This window comes from Corynebacterium pelargi (assembly GCF_014635485.1).
GTDB lineage: Bacteria > Actinomycetota > Actinomycetes > Mycobacteriales > Mycobacteriaceae > Corynebacterium > Corynebacterium pelargi.
This window is the reverse complement of the sequence record NZ_BMCX01000004.1, coordinates 12880-31246: the sequence shown is the minus strand read 5'-3', so window position 1 is coordinate 31246 and position 18367 is coordinate 12880. Positions and strand designations below refer to the sequence as shown.

The 18367-nt window shown below is 58.3% G+C and carries 13 protein-coding genes, 2 pseudogenes and 1 CRISPR repeat array; of the genes and pseudogenes, 5 read left to right on the top strand and 10 right to left on the bottom strand.

Annotated features, from left to right (window positions below):
- The first annotated feature begins 45 nt into the window (after positions 1–45).
- Positions 46–2196, top strand: a complete 2151-nt coding sequence (gene betT / locus IEU99_RS08515) for a choline BCCT transporter BetT (RefSeq protein WP_128889047.1) — start codon at positions 46–48, stop codon at positions 2194–2196.
- Between the two features lie 42 nt (positions 2197–2238).
- Positions 2239–3807: an aldehyde dehydrogenase family protein gene (locus tag IEU99_RS08510; protein ID WP_128889046.1), complete on the top strand. Its 1569-nt coding sequence runs from the start codon at positions 2239–2241 to the stop codon at positions 3805–3807.
- Here IEU99_RS08510 and IEU99_RS08505 read toward each other — a convergent pair.
- Positions 3785–4438, bottom strand: coding sequence for a glycerophosphodiester phosphodiesterase family protein (locus tag IEU99_RS08505; RefSeq protein ID WP_128889045.1), 654 nt, complete (start codon positions 4436–4438; stop codon positions 3785–3787). The genes IEU99_RS08510 and IEU99_RS08505 overlap by 23 nt on opposite strands.
- A gap of 87 nt (positions 4439–4525) precedes the next feature.
- Here IEU99_RS08505 and IEU99_RS08500 point away from each other — a divergent pair, with 87 nt between their 5' ends.
- Positions 4526–5182 carry a phosphatase PAP2 family protein gene (locus tag IEU99_RS08500; RefSeq protein WP_128889044.1) on the top strand — a complete coding sequence of 219 codons (657 nt, stop codon included), beginning with the start codon at positions 4526–4528 and terminating at the stop codon, positions 5180–5182.
- Positions 5183–5236: 54 nt separating this feature from the next.
- Here the strand turns inward: IEU99_RS08500 and IEU99_RS08495 are convergent, their stop codons facing one another.
- Positions 5237–6190, bottom strand: coding sequence for an L-lactate dehydrogenase (locus IEU99_RS08495; RefSeq protein WP_123959220.1), 954 nt, complete (start codon positions 6188–6190; stop codon positions 5237–5239).
- A 126-nt stretch (positions 6191–6316) separates the two neighbouring features.
- On the opposite strand from IEU99_RS08495, the gene IEU99_RS08490 reads away from it, so the two are divergent.
- Positions 6317–7003 (top strand): phosphatase PAP2 family protein, encoded by a 687-nt coding sequence (locus IEU99_RS08490; protein WP_128889043.1) that lies wholly within the window; start codon positions 6317–6319, stop codon positions 7001–7003.
- On the opposite strand, the pseudogene IEU99_RS08485 reads toward IEU99_RS08490, so the two are convergent.
- The 8 genes and pseudogenes from IEU99_RS08485 to msrA all read right to left on the bottom strand — a co-directional run.
- Positions 6938–7129, bottom strand: a pseudogene (locus IEU99_RS08485) (peptide-methionine (S)-S-oxide reductase); the annotation flags it as partial. The gene IEU99_RS08490 and the pseudogene IEU99_RS08485 sit on opposite strands and share 66 nt — an antisense overlap.
- Before the next feature lie 37 nt (positions 7130–7166).
- Positions 7167–7934: a CRISPR direct-repeat array (repeat unit 36 nt; unit sequence GCCTCAATGTAGGACTGCAGCCGAAGCTGCAGCGAT).
- Positions 7935–8120: 186 nt separating this feature from the next.
- Positions 8121–8393, bottom strand: a complete 273-nt coding sequence (gene cas2, locus IEU99_RS08480) for a CRISPR-associated endonuclease Cas2 (RefSeq protein ID WP_229718444.1) — start codon at positions 8391–8393, stop codon at positions 8121–8123.
- 26 nt (positions 8394–8419) lie between these two features.
- Positions 8420–9991 (bottom strand): annotated as a pseudogene (gene cas1, locus IEU99_RS08475) (CRISPR-associated endonuclease Cas1).
- A gap of 33 nt (positions 9992–10024) precedes the next feature.
- Positions 10025–11080, bottom strand: coding sequence for an aldehyde dehydrogenase (locus tag IEU99_RS08470; protein WP_128889041.1), 1056 nt, complete (start codon positions 11078–11080; stop codon positions 10025–10027).
- Complete coding sequence (gene cas3g, locus IEU99_RS08465; RefSeq protein ID WP_128889040.1) at positions 11080–13824, bottom strand: type I-G CRISPR-associated helicase/endonuclease Cas3g; 2745 nt, start codon at positions 13822–13824, stop codon at positions 11080–11082. The genes IEU99_RS08470 and cas3g overlap by 1 nt, the downstream gene beginning before the upstream one ends.
- Complete coding sequence (csb2, locus tag IEU99_RS08460; RefSeq protein ID WP_164931119.1) at positions 13824–15368, bottom strand: type I-G CRISPR-associated protein Csb2; 1545 nt, start codon at positions 15366–15368, stop codon at positions 13824–13826. Before csb2 ends, cas3g begins: the two co-directional genes overlap by 1 nt.
- A 1-nt stretch (position 15369) precedes the next feature.
- Entirely contained in the window at positions 15370–16575 is a 1206-nt protein-coding gene (gene cas7g, locus IEU99_RS08455) for a type I-G CRISPR-associated RAMP protein Csb1/Cas7g (RefSeq protein ID WP_128889038.1), read from the bottom strand.
- A gap of 375 nt (positions 16576–16950) precedes the next feature.
- Complete coding sequence (gene msrA / locus IEU99_RS08450; protein ID WP_128889037.1) at positions 16951–17610, bottom strand: peptide-methionine (S)-S-oxide reductase MsrA; 660 nt, start codon at positions 17608–17610, stop codon at positions 16951–16953.
- A 143-nt stretch (positions 17611–17753) separates the two neighbouring features.
- On the opposite strand from msrA, the gene IEU99_RS08445 reads away from it, so the two are divergent.
- On the top strand, positions 17754–18356 hold the full coding sequence (locus IEU99_RS08445; protein ID WP_128889036.1) for a superoxide dismutase: 603 nt from the start codon (positions 17754–17756) through the stop codon (positions 18354–18356).
- Positions 18357–18367 lie beyond the last annotated feature (11 nt).

The window sequence follows — 18367 nt, the reverse complement described above, 5'->3', positions numbered from 1 at the left end:
GTATCCTGAGGCAGGTTAAGGCTAGTAAACACAAGGCGGAAGGTGATGCGAGTGGAAGATCAACGGCCCAGCAACACAGAACCGGAAACGAAAGTCATCGTTGGCTCTTATCGAGCCGGCACCCCTCAAGAAGCTAAAGAAGGGGCAGCACAAACCAATTGGCGAGTCTTTATCGCCTCTGCAGCAGGCATCCTTGCTGTGACACTTTGGGCATTCTTCGGCGGCGAAAGTGCCGAGGCTGCTCTTGGCAGCGTCACCGGGTGGATCGCCACCAACCTCGGCTGGTTTTATATCCTCACCGGCACCGTGGTGATCATCTTCGTGCTGGCTGTGGCATTTGCCAAGACCGGCACGATTAGGCTCGGCCCGGATCACTCCCGCCCCCAATTCCGACTCTTTTCCTGGGCCGCCATGCTCTTTGCCGCAGGCATCGGCGTGGACCTGATGTTCTTCGCAGTGGCAGAACCAGTCACGCAATATTACGCACCACCGGTAGGAGCAGGCGAAACCCGCGAGGCCGCCCGCCAAGCGGTGGTGTGGGCGCTGTTCCACTATGGCTTCACCGGTTGGGCCATGTACGCGCTGATGGGCATGGCCTTTGGCTACTACGCCTACAGGCTGAATATGCCGCTTGCGATCCGTTCGGCGCTGTATCCAATCTTTGGCAAGCGCGCCAAAGGCGCTATTGGTGATGCCGTGGACGTGGCAGCCATGCTCGGTACCGTGTTCGGCGTTGCCGCCTCGCTCGGCATTGGCGTGGTGCAACTGAACTACGGACTGAAGGTGATGTTCGATATCCCCGAAGGCCAAGCCGCGCAGATTGCGCTGGTGGTGCTTTCGGTTGGCGTTGCCACCATCTCCGCCGTCTCGGGTGTGGATAGGGGCATCAAGATGCTCAGTGAGATCAATGTGGGTCTGGCGCTGGTGCTGATGGCCTACATCGTGATCGCCGGAAAGACGGCCTTCCTCATGGACGGGCTCGTGATGAATATCGGCGAGTACGTCTCCTCACTTCCCGGCATGACCATGGATACCTTCGCATTCTCCGAGGATCCCGAATACACCAAGCAGTGGATGGGCGCATGGACGCTCTTCTTCTGGGCCTGGTGGGTTGCTTGGGCACCCTTCGTCGGCCTGTTCCTGGCACGCATTTCTCGCGGCCGCACCCTGCGTCAATTCATCTTCGGCACCCTGAGCATCCCCTTTGTGTTCATCCTGCTGTGGATGAGCTTCTTCGGTAACTCCGCGCTGGATCTGGTGCGCAGCGGCGACGATGCCTTTGGCGATGCGGCGATGGCCGAGCCACAGCGTGGCTTCTACGATCTTCTGGCCACCTACCCAGGTTCGTTCTTCTTGATCGGTTTGGCCACCTTGATCGGCTTGCTGCTCTACATCACCTCCGCCGACTCCGGTGCGTTGGTGATGAGTAACTTCACCTCAAAGACTGACCACAGCGCTCAGGATGGCCCAGTGTGGTCGCGCATTTTCTGGGCAGTGCTCGTTGGCCTGCTCACCGTGGTGTTGTTGCAGATCGATGGCGTGACCACGGTGCAGTCGGCCACGGTGGTGATGGGGCTTCCATTTTCCATCGTGATGTACATGATCATGATTGGCTTGATCCGCTCCTTCCGCATGGAAGGCACACAATCGGCAGCCCGTGGTATCGCATTGCATGCAGCAATGTCGGGCCGCAGCGATTCCGGTTCTCACGCCACCACGTGGCGCAGGCGCCTCAGCAGGGCCAATACCTGGCCAAGTGCACAGCGTTGCCAGAACTACATCGATCAGACGGTTCAGCCTGCACTCGAACAGGTCGCTGCGGAGTTAAGCGATCGCGGGCTCAACACCCACTTGGTGTCTTCTGCGGTCACTGATATTCCGGTTCGCTCCTTGGATCTCACCGTTGATCTGGGCGAGGAACAAAACTTCCGCTACCAGCTCTTCCCGGTGGAAAACCCCGTGCCCTCCTTTACGCGCAATACTGTCGGCGGGGAGCTGTACTACCGCCTCGAGGTGTATGACCACACCGGTTCTTTGGGCTACGACGTCTTTGGCTATACCCAAGAGCAGTTGATTGATAACGTGCTGGACTTGTATGAACGCCACCTGGAATTCCTGCATATGCAAAGGGACATCCCGGGTCGCTCTGATATGTCTGGTGGAGCCAGCCCTGTGATGGACTGGGGTAAGGACTAGCCTCGTTTTTGCAATCAAGAATCCAACCGAGGAGAACATAAATTGAGCACAACTTTTTTTGATCCGACGAAGTGCGCATTGCTAGAAGGCGTATATCAAGGCGAAGGCCCCGCCTCGCTCTATATCGACGGCCAGTGGCAAGCAGCCGCTGATGGCGCCACCCGCACCATCACCTGCCCCGCCAATGGCGAAAAGGTCGGTGTGGTTTCAGAGGCCAGCGAGGCCGATACTGAGCGCGCCATCGAGGTAGCTCGCCGCACCTTTGACGAGGGCTCCTGGGCCGAGACTCCGGCGGTGGAGCGCGGCAAGATTTTGCTTCGCACTGCTGCGCTGATCCGCGAGCACAAGGATGCCTTCGCCGCTGCGGAATCTGCAGATACCGGCAAGCGACTGCCGGAATCCGAGGCAGATATGGACGATATTGCCAATGCCTTTGATTACTTTGGCACCCTCGCGCAGCACGGTGCAGGCCGCGTGGTGGATCCCGGCGATCCTTCGGTTCGCTCACGCATCGATGCAGAGCCGGTGGGCGTGTGCGGTTTGATTACCCCCTGGAATTATCCGCTGCTGCAGGTGTCTTGGAAGGTAGCTCCTGCGATTGCTGCGGGCAATACTTTTGTGCTCAAGCAAGCTGAGCTGACCCCGCATACTGCGATGATGTTGATGACTGTGCTTGAGCAGGCCGGCCTGCCCAAAGGTGTGGGCAATTTGATTACCGGCGCCGGCGCTCGTTGCGGCAATCCGCTTTCTACCAGCCCCCTGGTGGATATGGTGTCCTTCACCGGCGGTTTGGCCACCGGCAAACTCATTGCGCGCAATGCAGCGGAGACGATTAAGCGCACCGCCTTGGAATTGGGTGGCAAGAACCCCAATGTGATTTTTGCCGATGCTGATTTCGATGCAGCCGTCGATAATGCACTCAATGGTGCCTTCGTGCACTCCGGCCAGGTGTGCTCTGCTGGTTCGCGCATCATTGTAGAAGCATCGATCCACGATGAATTTGTGGCAGCGCTGGTGGAGCGGACCAAGAAGATCAAGCTTGGCGGTCCCGCCGATGCGGATGCAGAAACCGGCGCATTGATCTCTGATGAGCACCGCCAGAAGGTTGCCGACTATGTGGATCACGCACGCGAGCAGGGCGCGAAGGTGCTCTGCGGTGGTCGCGTGGCTGAGGCTGAGGATAATCAGGGCAGCCACGGCACCGGCAACACCGATTTGAGCAAGGGTTGGTTCTACCTGCCCACGGTGATTGATCAGTGCGATCGCAGCATGGATTGCGTGCACGATGAGGCCTTTGGTCCCACGGTGACCATTGAAACCTTCAGCACCGAGGAAGAAGCCATCGAGCTGGCCAATGACACTGAATATGGCCTGGCTGGTGCCGTGTGGACGCAGGATGCCGGCAAGGCTGAGCGCGTGGCTCGTGGACTGCGCCACGGCACCATCTGGATCAATGATTTCCACCCCTACCTGCCGCAGGCCGAGTGGGGTGGCATGAAGCAATCCGGCAATGGCCGCGAGCTTGGCCCAACTGGTCTAGCCGAATACCAGGAACACAAGCACGTGTATCAGAACATCGCCCCGGCGGTTACTGGTTGGTTTGCAGGCTAAGCGCTAGATCCGGGACGTCAGTAGCAAGCATGCCCACGCCTTGCTGCTGAGCCCACCGGATATCTTCGGGCTCATTCACGGTGAACATGTACGTGTTCGCCGTGATTTTTTCTGGGTGCGCACGCCCATGTGCCAAAGAAAGCCCCTGGGCTTTGGTGCACCACTCCCAATCGCGCAGCAGCCGCACGGTGTGCATTTTCGGTGCGAGCTTGGCCATGCGCCTGGTTCCCGCGGTGGAAAAAGAGATGTAGTGCATGCGTGGGTCGTCGACAAGCTTGCGATAGCAAAGCCGCAGCACAATCTGTTCTTCGAGCATTCTGCCAAAACGCGTGGGGTGCTTGGCCTCGATATAGAGGTGACGATTGGGATAGGCCAGGACCATATCGAGCAGGTCATCCAGGCGAAGCACGCCGAGATCCATGAGTTCTTTGGAGCTTGTCGACGCCACCCTGCGCGGATCATCAAACATGCGCAACAAGGTGGGATCGTGGAAGCACATCAACTGCCCGTCTTTACTCAGGCGCACATCACACTCAACGCCGTGGATGGGCAATTCCAAGGCCTTCTCATAAGCCTCGGCGCTCATTTCTGTATAGCGGGAACTAAAACCACGATGGGCGATAATGTGCATGCCTTAACGCTATCCCTTAGTAATTTACTCAGCAATTTCAGCTAGGTTTCAGCCTCCTGCCAGCTAGCAACGCAATGATCGTGCATTATGCATTCACAATTGCGCGGCATCCTCCTGATCCTGAGCGCCATCATGCTCGGGGCGCTCAGCGCAAGCACTGTGATCAAAGGCGTAGACATCAAGCTGCTCACCTGGGTAGCCGAACACCGCTTCGAGCACATGATCGCAGCGACCTTGGCGCTAAGCAACGTCTTCACGCCACTGAGCATCCTCGGCTTCGCCATCCTCGCCGGCGCCCTGGCCTGGTGGGTGACCTCGTCCCGGCGCGCCTTTAGCTATATCGTCTTCGTCGTCGGGGCAGCCACACTGCTTTCCCAAGGCATGAAGTTCATCTTCCAACGCCCCAGGCCAGACGCCGCCTTCCAAGTCATCCCAGCACTCAACTACGCCTTCCCCTCTGGTCACGTCACCGGCGTGGTGGCACTGAGCAGCGCCATCGTCCTACTGGTGCTGTATGTGGCAGGCAAACAAGTCGCGCTGGCCGCAGGCTTTTTCGCCGCCCTGCTCATCGGCGCCACCGCCTGGTCGCGGGTGTACCTGGGCGTGCAGTGGCCAAGCGATATCATCGCCGCCGCCCTCATCGGCTTCGGCGTGGCACTGGCGGCCAGCCCCATACTCAAAGCCGTCGAGCCGGAGCAAAGCGACGTGGAAGGCTCACGCGAATACCGGGCTGCCCTGCGCTAATAAAAATCCCACCCTTCGGCTTTGGCCGTGGTGGGATTCGGTGTTGTTACTGCCCTATTGAGCGGGGAAGAATTCCTCTTGCACCTGGCGCAGCACCTTGGCGGAGTGGCGGAAGCGTTCGAGTTCGTGATCGGTCAATTCCAGTTCCACAACGCGGTTGATGCCGCCGCGATTAATCACAGCAGGGGTGCCGATGTAGATGTTTTCTTCACCATATTGGCCTTCAAGCAGCGCGGAGCAAGGCAAGGCCACTTCCTGGTTGTGGATCACGGCGCGGGTGATACGAGCCAAGCCCATGCCGATGCCATAGGAGGTAGAGCCCTTGGCGTCGATGATCTTGTAGGCGGCGTCGCGGGTTTCTTCGAAGATCTTTTCCAGTTCCTCTTCTAGGCCCGGGTTCTTTTCCAATTGCTTGCGCATGGATACGCCGGCCACGGTGGCGGAGCTGAGCACTGGCAGCTCGGTATCGCCGTGCTCGCCGATGATGTAGGCGTGGATGGAGGAAGGTGCTACGTCGTAACGCTCGCCGAGCATGTAGCGGAAGCGGGCGGAATCAAGCACGGTGCCGGAGCCAATCACGCGGTGCCAATCCAGGCCGGAGTACTGCCACACGGCGTAGGTAAGGATGTCCACTGGGTTGGAGGCAACCAGGAAGATGCCATCGAAGTTATTGGCCATCACTTCGTCCACGATGGACTTCATGATCTTCATGTTCTTGCCCACGAGCTGCAGGCGGGTTTCACCCGGCTTCTGAGCAGCACCGGCGCAAATGACCACCATGGCGGCGTCTTCGCAGTCCGCGTAGGTGCCCTTGGTGACCTTGGTGCGCGACTGCGCCCACACCACACCGTGGTTGAGGTCTTGGACGTTGCCTTCAAGCTTCTTTTCATCGATATCGATGATGGCCAGGTGATCGACGGTGCCTTGGTTGACCAGCGCATAGGCGTAGGCCACTCCCACATCGCCAGCGCCAATGAGGACGACTTTATTACCAACGATCTTGTTCATGCTCTCTCCCGTGAGACGTGTCGCATTGTGGCGGATGTTTTGGTTTCACCCACATTATGCCCGTTTGGTGTTGCTTTATGCCCGGTTTGAGGTGATTTTCACACTTGCCGCTACACTTTTCCCACAATGAAGACACAGAACCCACACGCTACGCATGCCCCATCCGCCCGAAGCTACAGCGCGCGACGCACGGTCACCCACATCCTGCTCGCCGCGGTACTCGTAGCAATAAGCGCCCTGGTGTACCGCAACACCACCGCCGGCGGCTGGCTCGCAGAACTCGACCACCAACTTCTCGAGCACTCCTACAACGACCGCAGCAACACCCTTGCCAAGTGGGTGACCTGGTACACCAATATCGGCACCACCGCCTTTACCGCCCCCATCGCCACGGCGTTGGTGGTGTGGCTGGCCTGGGCCAAGCGAAGCTGGTGGCCCATCGTCATCACCGCACTGTCTGCAACGTGCTCGGTGCTTACCACCACCTTGGTCAAAGAATGGCTAGGACGCCCGCGCCCCGAACACACCTTCGCGGTCGCCCCCTTCGAATACGCACCAAGTTTCCCCTCTGGCCACACACTGAATGCCGTGGTGGTATTCGGCATCATCGCCATCTTGTACGCCAGCACCCTCGGCTACATCCTGGCAGGCATCTACATCCTGCTCATGGGCGCATCCCGAATCTGGCTTGGCCACCACTGGTTCACCGACGTGCTCGCCGGATGGCTCATCGGCGCCGCGTGGCTGTTAGTGATCAGCGCTATCTTCTGGCCCATCCTGCGCAATATCAGGGCCACACGCCACACCCGTTGAGTGATGCGGGCAGTACCCGTATGGGTTCTTGTGCAGGTACTGCTGATGCTCGTCCTCTGCAAGGAAGTACCTGCCCGCCGGAGTATCGGCTAGGGGTTTGACCTCGGTGGTGATCATCGAACAACCGAGGGCACATTCGCCCTAGTCCTTAACGATGTGACAAACCGCAATGTAGGGCTGCAGCCGAAGCTGCAGCGATGTCGGGGTTGACCTCGCCGTCGTAGCGGTATTCCACGACGCCTCAATGTAGGACTGCAGCCGAAACTGCAGCGATAGGCTTTCGCCCGCTCGTAGATACGCCTTGTGTCTGGCCTCAATGTAGGACTGCAGCCGAAGCTGCAGCGATGCGCGCCCCAGGCTTAGGGGGTCGCCATGACCCCGCGCCTCAATGTAGGACTGCAGCCGAAGCTGCAGCGATCCGGTGCGCTTCTTCTGCCCCGCTATCAGGTGCCACGAGGCCTCAATGTAGGACTGCAGCCGAAGCTGCAGCGATCCGCGCAATGGGATTACGTGTGGTGATGCTGGCACACCGCCTCAATGTAGGACTGCAGCCCAAGCTGCAGCGATCGGCGGTGTGGAATCGTTCACCGAGCTAGGACCCGTGCCTCAATGTAGGACTGCAGCCGAAGCTGCAGCGATTGCGCGCCTCGATCGGGGAGCCGTACCGGTCAGCGATGCCTCAATGTAGGACTGCAGCCGAAGCTGCAGCGATCCACATGCCTACGCATTGGTCGCGTTCTTCTTGGGTCGCCTCAATGTAGGACTGCAGCCGAAGCTGCAGCGATGCGGCACCCAATTACCAATGCCCAACGTCTCAACCAAGCCTCAATGTAGGACTGCAGCCGAAGCTGCAGCGATCGCTGGGTGAGTTCATCATGACGGCTGATCGCGCCGCGCCTCAATGTAGGACTGCAGCCGAAGCTGCAGCGATAGCCACCATCATAACAGCAGGTTGAAAGCACAATTTCGGAGCAGTTGCGAGCAGGAGCTTTGAGAAGGCTCATAGCCCAGGAATGACCCCCGCCTGACGTGCAAGGTACATTATTCAACCAGCAATGATTCTACCGCGAGCGACTCCCACAGATTTCGGTCAGCAGAGTCACTCGCACGCATGCTTTTAGAAGACGAATGCCTCCCCGGGTGTAATTTCACGAGATTGGCCAAGGAAGCTGAAGCGAGCTTCACTCAATTCGGTAAGCCGCCCCAAATCGCAAAGGAGTACTGAGTCTTTCTGGAGGTCGAGAACTTCTTCGATTTCCGACTTCATTCGGATCAACTTAGCTGGCGAAGCATCGACAACGAAGACCGAGTACTGCAAGCGATCACCGTATTTTTCCAACTTCGAAGCGAGCCGAGTGCGCCGACGATCATTTGAAATGTCATACGCCACGAGTGTCCTCCGAGCATCATCACGGCTCATCGCGTTCTGACCGCTCGATACTTTGGCTGAGTTCCGTCGATGCAACCCAATATCAAGCGCGCTTGGATCTCCAGTACTCGCCTCCAAGTCGCCGCATAGCCAAACGTAGGGTGTGTAATTTGCGTGCTCATTCGCCGTTCAAACGCAGCAACTAGTACTTTCCGACCTTCGGGAGTCAATCGTGGTGTGCCGCTCACTGTTGAGAAGTGCTTTTTGGTGAGCATGCGCCGATTAATGCACGAGACAACGACAGAGTCACCGATCGAGGCACGAAATTCTTCCATCAGATCAAGCGCCAGGGCTGGTTTATTTCGGCCACTACTATGGAGGAAACCCGCATGCGGATCCAGGCCGCAACTCACCACCGCTTTGATAGCCTCTGCGGTGAGGAGCGCGTACACGAAGTTAAGTGCGGAGTTTAGGGGATCTAGAGCCCCACGCCCCTGTCTTCCCTGCCATTGTTCCAGGAAGTACTCGAATCCATCACCCCGAAGCATGAGCGGGAATCCCTGAAAGTAGAGTGCTGCAGCTTCTCCTTCTACTCCGAGGAGAGATCCCACCGAGGTGCAACCTTCAGCTTCTCTCTGCAACGAACGAAGATGGCCACTCAAGTTTGCCACAGCTTCACCGCCATTGCGTCGAAGAAAAGTTGCCTGTCCTGCGATTTTTCCTGCGATGAACTCGCGTGCGATATCCAATCGACCATTGAAGGAAGCTAGGTGTTGCTGCACACGCGCTACCCCATTTGGCCCATCGTCCGGACGCGACCAGCCATAAACCCTCCCCGCGCCGGAACATCACACGACGGTAATATCGCGCCAGAAAAACTCGCGCAACAGTGCACTCGAAATATCCACGTTTCCATGAACTGTCACGCCTTGCACCCGTTCGATCGGAGCACTGCCAAGTTCTTCGTCGGCAGACTTCACCACAACTCGACCTCGGTGGATACTTGCACGTGATCCGGGAGTAGTCAGATGAAGGACCTGCCCATCTGGATTGGCTACCAGGATACGGCGGTGGACCGCCGACAAGCTTCGCTCGTCCGGGAGGCAAATCCCTACATGGGAGCAATGGCGACACCGCGGATCGTCTTCCAGCGGTGGAGGAGCCTGAACCTCCGAGCAAATCTTGCGTGTTCGTTCCAAGAACTCAAGTGCCCGTGATTGTTCTTCTTCTCCCACCTCGACATCGATGCGGCGATGTCGATCAGTGAAGTACACACTGTATCCGACAACTTCTTTACCCGCTTCTTCAAGGCAGATGCCCTGCAGTGCCAGCTGCACGATGGTCGCCTCAGAAACCTCAGCGCGGTTGCGAATCGGTGTGGCCTTGTACTCAACCACGCGTGTGCCATCACCGTCACCCTCAACCAGATCTGCACGCCCTACAATGCCGTAGCACACGGAAGAAAGTGCCATCGAGCGGTGCACCTCTGGGCGCGAGGCTTTGGGGTCATCCACCCTACGATGGGCGCGAGAACCTGCTTGCATTTGAGCACTGTGACTGCGCTCGCCTACTGCCTCCAACCAAGTCCGGCGCTCACAAAACACCGTATGCGAAACCAGGCTGATGGGGATCGCATCTCGAAGTCCGCCTCTTTACCGAACATTGAGATGCACTTCGCCTTCGAGGACCTGGCGCTCCGGAGCCGAATCACTTCCGGCCTTCAAGATGGGGAAACGGACCACCGCACGACACATTCGAGCAGCAAGCCAGGCTCGAGCCGCGTCCGCTTCGAGAGCTAATGACTTTCTATTCTCCTGGTCAGAATCGATTGTCATCATCGCCGTGTGTAGATCTGCAAGCTGCGAAGAAACGAGCACGCTGCGCAGGCGCGCAGGCGTAACTGGTGCCGTAGGCACGGGGAGTAACATGCTCTTCGGATGCAGTACCGTCGCTGGCCAGGCTCCTGGGGTCGCATTAATTTCTTCGACTCGGTGCGCAAGCGGAAATGCCGCAATGCCACGGAGAGCACAGAATACCAAGGCGTTGTCGGCTGGACCTGGCGGGGTCAGCCCCGTGGAGGAACGTGAAGCGGTCTTCTGCTTACCAATCACGTCTCGCACCTGCACTCCAGTTACACCGTCGATCACCTGCTTTTTTGGCCACCGTGCAACTTCCTTGCATATAAGGCTGTAGCGGTTGCTAACGAATTCCCGGCCGTGCTGGCGGGAAACCATTTCCCACCGGGAAGCTCCTCGGTCGGGTTGGCGTACATTGTTCGCAACGTGCCAATACGAAGCCTCACCGAGCGCATCAAGCCATCGGAGTTCGGTCCAGTCTCCTGCTTCAAGCAGCGCATCAAACACGATATGCCGTTCGGCCTGGTGCTTTTCCCAGTCATTAGGATGCTTGTCCGTGTCGATTGCCTTGATACGCGGCGAGAATGGTGAGACAGTCGCCCCACTGGCATATGTCAGCCGCACTGACGGCCAATCTCGCGGTGACTCAGTCCTTGCAGCATCCAACACTGCCTGAGCAACCTCATCTTCAGAGGCTCCGGGCACCTCAACCCAAGCGCGCGGTACGGCTGCGTCAGACCAGCCGAGCGTCACACCAGCACCAAAGGTGCTCTCAGCGATTTCGGCAAGACCGAGAAGTGCGAAGTGTGTCAGAGCGGAGTGAATTGACCCTCCCAACGTGACGGTGGTCATCAGTGTCCTTCTTTCGAAACTTGATTGTCAGCAGCCCGCACGAGTGCTTCCAGGAATGCCACCGCGTAGTGGCCGTACTCGATCTCGGTGCGTTCGACCAACTCATCCCAGGCGCCGACAGTGAAGAAATCTTCCGCGAGGCGAGCTTCAGTTTCAGCAGCACCGGGAGGTAAAAGTTCTGCACCAACATGGGGGAATCCTCGTCGGCCGTGTCCATGGCTCGTGCCGATGAGACGGAGCACTAACTTGTCTCCGATCTGTTGGGCCGCGCGGATCACTGAATATTGCTCATGCCTCCACCCCACAGGAAGACCAGCTCGTGCCGAGGTGCTGGCGGCAATCTTTAGACGCATTCCCGCGCTCTTTGCCAGCGGTTCCTCCAGCGCCTCTCCATCAGTGAGCATGCGCTGGAAGCGTAAATCGGCTTTGCCATCATCATGGTGGAAGGCAGCACTGACCACAGCGACCTCGAATTCTGCGCCCAGTCCCACCGCTGTGGAGAGTCGCCGCGCACGTTCAGCAACATCATGGCTATGGTCTGTCAGCGTTACCGGTTTGACTGAGGGAGTCCATTGCTGGCGGACGGGCGCGTCGTCCGGAAGGTGATCTTCGTGCAGTACGAGAAACCACGGTACTGCCTGTAAATCGTCCGAAGTGGCTACCGGCAGCACTACTGTGTCGGCCGCACGATCTGGCGCGCCAGCGCGCCACAACACCGTCGCAGCTTCGGCGTCAAGCCCAAGGAAGTCTCGGCGTGAGCGCGGGGCATCCTGCAGGCTTGAACGACTAGCTACGTTATGCCGGTGATCAGCGTTGGCGTACAGGACCGGCATGCCTTCAGTGACGGCACGAGGTGCCGAGTCGGCATCCGCGGGATCGACGGCCACCTGAGCCTTGGTGAATTTCGCTCCGTAGTCCACGATGAGTACGTCGCCCGGGCGGATTCGGGGAGCGACACCGCCTGGCCGAACCAGCGCGTAGGTGCCGTCGCGGAAGATGAAGGCTCGTGCAACAGCGTTGTCGCCAGCTTTTCCTTCCACTAGAGCCTCAAGTAGCAAACGGACTGTTTGTACCTTTGCGGGAAATTCCTCCATGGCTCGTGGCGGGACTGCCTGCAACACTGCCTGTGCTTCAAGATCGTCAACGGGTAGCCCCTCGCGCACAACGATGCCTGCATGAGCCTGCTCTGGTGCGAGGTCATCGCGAAGCCATAGGGAAAGGTCATCATCCGCAAAGAGCGCATCGCCAGTGCGCGACCACTGGTGGACGTTGGCCCACTCGGGTCGTTGATAGAGCGCCCTGCGCCGGGATGCTATCGGGGCCGGATGAGCCATCAGTGCGGACGGACTCAGCGCCCCTCCGGCAGCTTCGAGCGACTCAAGCCAGCCCAATCCGTTGACAACGTCGGTCAGAGTGTACGGCAATGCATCCTTGCTCGGATTTTCTTCGGGTACCATCACGGTGATTGGAGCCGAAGTGCGCTGACCGAGGCGGTTGACCCTGCCAAAGCGCTGAGCCAGTGCACTAGCAGAGGCAAGTTCCGTGACCATCGCGGCAAAGTCGACATCTATTCCGACTTCCAGCGCCTGAGTGGCAATCAGCAGATCGATGCGCTCATCGCCCTCAACCGTGAATAGCGCTGGGTACTCCCTACGCAACTGAACAAGATCTGCTGGACGCATTCGCCCCACCAGCACTTTGATGCTGAGTTCCGCGTTGGCTTTTTGGAGCATAGATGCAAGATCCACCGCTGTATTGACTCGGTTCACGATACAGCCGACCGTCCGAGGTTTAACTGATTCGAGCGTATTCGTCTCCTCCAGCAGACCCAACACTGTGTCGCAGAGTTCCCCAATGTACTGCTTCTTTGATCGCTTTCCTGTTGCCTGTGCCTGCCAATGGGCTGAGGGCTTGAGTGTCAAGGGCTTGGAAGCATTGAGTCGGGCTGCCAGAACTTGGTCATCTGCAACGTCCTCTTCTTCGATCGACACCTGGTACTCACTGGTGGTGCTCGGTGTTGCTGTGGTTTCAACAACCTGAAGCTTGGGCACCCCGAGATCGGCTTCGCGCTTTGCAAGCTCAGCGATTCGGCGAGCGGTGACGAGCAATTGAGAGTTGAGATGCGATTCATCAAGAACCATGACCGAGTCATAGGCGGCCATCGCCGCCTCGCGGGGGCGAGCACGCCAGGAAGCGCCGTAGCCACGGAACAGTAGGCGCGAGCCCCACATGTCCGGCGTGGCACTCACCACCGCACATGCAGCGGGATCCAGCAGCGTGGGGTTATCCCGGAGCGCACCACCGCGAAGCAGCCCGACATCAATCGGTACCGGCGCTTCGTCGTTCGCTTGTGCCGTACGAAATGAAGCCAGCGCACCGGCTACTTTTACGAGAATGTCTGGGCCTTGTCCGCTAACGGCCGCTCGGAGCAGCTCGGCGATCTTGAGCGCACGGTCATGTTGGTTGTCTACGAGCGCTCGGCGGTTAACCACCGTGAACAGACGACGTGGCACGCGGGGCGCAGCTCCGATTGCCGCCAGCGCGTTGACGAAAACGTGGACATCGACCACTGCAGACTTGCCGGTGCCGGTAGGTGCGATGACCTGTTCGGGCCAGTGCCCGTGGGCAACGATAAAGTCGACGAGTCTCTGCTGCCAAGCAAAAGGCACATATCCTGGGTTTACCGCCTCAAAAAACTTGTGGAAGTCATCTGGTGAAAGTACCGGTGCAGAAACGCTAGTCATTAGTTGTCTCCCATCAGCGTTGTCACAAGGGCTTCCGGGACGTCTACAGGCACCAGCAGGCCCCCGCCGAGGTGTCGGCTCTGTCCGATGGCGGCCATGACAGTCGTCGGTGCCAGTTCGCCCAAATCGATAAGGCCTGTCCACATCTGGGGCACACTGCCTTTACGGGTCTTGTAAATGAAATGCTGTGTATTCGCTGCGCGAAGCGTAGTTCGAGCCACGCGCACCCCATTGTTACGAGCTTTCTCGTGGCGGGCGATATGCCGTTCATCCGAGTTGCCCTTCACCTTCGGCAGAAATGCGCTCCACACCAATGCGATCGAGACCAAGCCCGCATCCGCCAAACCCCACGGCCGCCCACCAGTCCTTGATCGCTTGGGACTTCGGACTTCGGTCACTGCAAGCGGGGTTGGCAACCATAGCCGGTATGATCCAGGCTTCGGCGCTTCCCAAAACTCTTCTGCCCTGACCGCGACGCCGTTGAATTCGAGACGCCGCCTGCCGTATTTGCACCGAAGGGTTCGAATACTTTTAAGGCCTTGAGCGAGCCGTATCAAATCCTCTGCTGTGGCGTCATTTGGAAGCAGCAAAGCAATGGCATGATTCTGTAGCCCATGACGTTCCACCTGTTCCTTGGTTAAATACTGAATGCTGAGGTGATTCGAGGGACGATCAGGCATGCTCTTCGGATATTGCCCCGTCACCATCGGCGGTACATCGGATTGGATGGCAGCAATGATGGCTCGGTGCATCGCAACACACCACGCCTGACGATGCTGTTCGGGGATTACATCACCATCGAGCTCGAGCAGGAGCACTTGATCCCACGGGGTACTAGACGCTGGCGCATCCGGTCGGCGATATCGCAGATCACGCAGACCAGTGGTTGTCGCCTCGGCTGTACGTGAATCTTCTTTTTTCGCTGTCTTTTGCGCCTTCCCCTTCCCCGGGTTTGCTGCTTCGAAAGCCTGGATGAGCGCGTCGGTACGTCCAGGTGCCACACCGCGAATATGCTCGCCCCCTGGGGTAAACATGGAGGCCTCAGTATCTAGTACCAACGTTGGTGGTAACGAGCGGTGCTCGAGCTTGACTAGGCTGCCACCTTCACCAAGCACCGCAACGTCACTACACAACTCAAACACGGTTTCAACGACCGCCTCGGGCACATCATCCCAGCTGTAAGCTATCGGACCATTGAAGGTTGTTCCTTCGGACATCCTGCGGGCGGACACTTTGAACTTAGATTTCTCAAACCAACCTTCATTGCGATAGGTAATTCGGTTTTCATCATTTGATTGTCTCCGGTGCGTTGGAACATGCAGCCTGCTGGGAGGATGTTCCTCCAGCCAACGCAACGCAGCCAGGCTGTCTTCGCTCGGCTGCACTCGTCCGTCTTGTTCCTTTGCTGTGGTTCCCGTGGCCGCAGCATGCAGCAACGCCGAGTGCAGTCGTGCAATATCAGGGAAAGGATCGGGTGAACCATCGGCCCGATGCCCCAAGTACACCCCCAACGGGAAGGTCGCGGAGATATCGAGCGTCGGCATCCTATGACTCCGCTTCCTCTGCATCGACGGCACCGTGGATGATGGCGGGATTGCCCACAAAACGGAGCTCCTGGCCATTCCATTCCACTCCCGCCTTTTCGCGCGCGTTCAGAATCGCTTGTTCCAACAATTCATCTGCGGCTTCGACGCTGAACGGATCCAGAGTGCGTTCCTTGCCGAATCGTTCATCCAGGGTAACCACCGGTTCGCCCGATTCTCGAAGATCACAATTGGCGCGGAGGTTGAGTTCCTCTTCCGAACGGGCAATTGCCGCTATCGCGAGCGCGGCAAGCAAGGCGCGGCAGGCAGCATCACCTTCGGTACCGGCACCAAATCGGATCTGGCGCAGTGCAGCGAAGCTCAGGACCCAGGATCGAAGAATCCTGGAGCAAGACACCCCACCGAGTGCATCCAACTGTGGCGGAATGGCACCGAGGCCTAGGTTAGAAGCTGAAGCCCTTTCCCCCTTCTTAAGCTTCTTGATCTTCTTTTCAACCGTTTCAATGCTTCCAGGGCTGAGCTCGTCGCGTTGCGCATCGAGGATTCCCTGCAACTCGGGGCCCGTCAGCTGCACACTGAGCGCCACCGGATCAACTCGGGCACCTCCGCGCCGCGAAGCGCGATCACTGGCCGGAGTTTCCTGGTTGCCGAGTACACCAATGATCTCACCGACCATCACGCTGCGGAAACGAACCTGATCCTCTCTGCGGGTGGAGTCCCACACACCGCCGACGAGACTGAAGGGCGAAGCCTCCAGAAGTGGCCGCGCATTGCCGGGAGTGGAATTGCGCAACGCTTGGAATTCCTCAGTCTGTGTGACCGGCGTGCCATCGAGGTTGGCAGCCCGGATATGGCCATCGAATGCACGGTGTGGCAGTTCAAGATCCATCAGCTCTTTCTTCGCCTCGTAGCTAACAACCAATCGTGGCACACGACTCACTACCGCTTCACCATCCCTGATCGACTGGGCGAGGGCGGACTCCGCGCGGTTGATCTGGCTTTGTTTGCTGTCAATGACAACTACCCCGGCAGCTTTGCCATCAACGAAGCGTTCTTCGAAAGCAAAGGTGGAAGTGTTGCCGGCTACAAACTTGGCTGGCGCCACCGAAGCGTGGGGTCCAGCCGCAGGCTGGAGCTCGGTGACCGAGGTGAGGGTGCTTGCACCGCCGCGCCGACAGGCTTTCAACAAATCGTCGTAGGAGATCATGGCGATCCTTTCTAAAGGAGTAATGCGAACAAACGTTCAGCAACAAAACGGGGGTGATCTGCCCCCTGATGCTGAAATGAAGGGCGATAACGGGCGATAGACCGAACAGGAAGGCTGTTAACACTGACCCTACATATATCCGGCAACATTTACTACCTCTCTCAAACTCACACTTCTACTCAGTAGACGTGTGTATGCCAACGTTGCTCCTCGCATCCTATTCGGAAAGGGCGTAGCCCTCCGCTACGCTGGTGCAACAGTGCAGCGCGGACCTTCATTCAGGCTGAGTCGCAGTGTGAGTAACAACTCCACCATCACCATCTCCGCGCTGCACCCTCTTTATACTTCCCCGTTTTCCATCCCCAGAGTTGCCAGTTACTCCACGCCACACGCCACACCCGTTGAGTGATGCGGGCAGTACCCGTATGGGTTCTTGTGTAGGTACTGCTGATGCTCGTCCTCTGCAAGGAAGTACCTGCCCGCCGGAGTATCCGCTAGGGGTTTGACCTCGGTGGTGATGCGCGGATAGCCCTCCTGCTCTAGGCGCTTGCCATAGGCCTCAACCATCGCAGCCGCCCGCTCAGCCTCCTGCGCATCCTGGGTATAAATGGCCGAACGATACTGCGTACCCACATCGTTGCCCTGGCGATACCCCTGCGTGGGATCGTGCGCTTCTAGCGCGGCGGCCACGAGCTGCTCAAAACGCACCTGCTTTGGGTCATACACAATGTGCACAATTTCCGTGTGGTTCGTGCGCCCCGAACAGACCTCCCTATAGGTGGGATTTTCGGTGATGCCTCCGGCATAGCCAACCGACGTCACGTGCACCCCATCCATTTGCCAAAACAGCTTCTCAGCGCCCCAAAAACACCCCAGGCCCACATAGAGTTCGCGCAGTCCCTCCTCCCAAGGCCCGACAAGCGAGGTGCCCAGTACCGCGTGCGGGCGCGGATGCTCCAACACGGGGTGGCGCCCACCTTTGAGTGCTCGATCGGCGTCGACTAATTCGGGTTCTCGTGCAAATAGCCATCCCATGAAAAGCAGCCTCCTAGAATTTGCGAGTCGATAACGATAACGGATTATCCCCTTGAATATTCCCAGGAATCTCCTATGATGGGGGACACGTCGCCAATTTACGTGGCGCACATTAGTAAATACGAAAGGAAACTGAAACCACCATGGCTAAGTACGAACTTCCAGAACTTGATTACGCTTACGACGCTCTCGAGCCCCACATCTCCGCAGAGATCATGGAGCTTCACCACTCCAAGCACCACCAGAATTACGTCAACGGTGCCAACAAGGCTCTTGAGCGCCTGGCCGAGGCCCGCGAAAACGGCACCATCGGCGACGCCGTGACCGCCCTGTCCAAGGATCTCGCCTTCAACCTCGGCGGCCACACCAACCACTCCATCTTCTGGAAGAACCTCTCCCCCAACGGTGGCGGCGAGCCCACCGGCGCACTGGCAGAGGCCATCAAGGAAGAGTTCGGCTCCTTCGAAGCCTTTAAGAAGCACTTCTCCGCAGCAGCCCTCGGCCTCCAGGGCTCCGGCTGGGCAATCCTCGGTTACGACCACATCGGCGGCCGCCTCGTTGTCGAGCAGCTCACCGACCAGCAGGGCAACATCTCTGCAAACCTCACCCCGCTGCTCATGCTCGACATGTGGGAGCACGCCTTCTACCTGCAGTACAAGAACGTGAAGGCCGATTACGTTGAGGCCGTTTGGAACGTCTTCAACTGGGACGACGTGCAGGCTCGCTACGAGGCTGCCGCAAAGTAGGCCCACTTTCC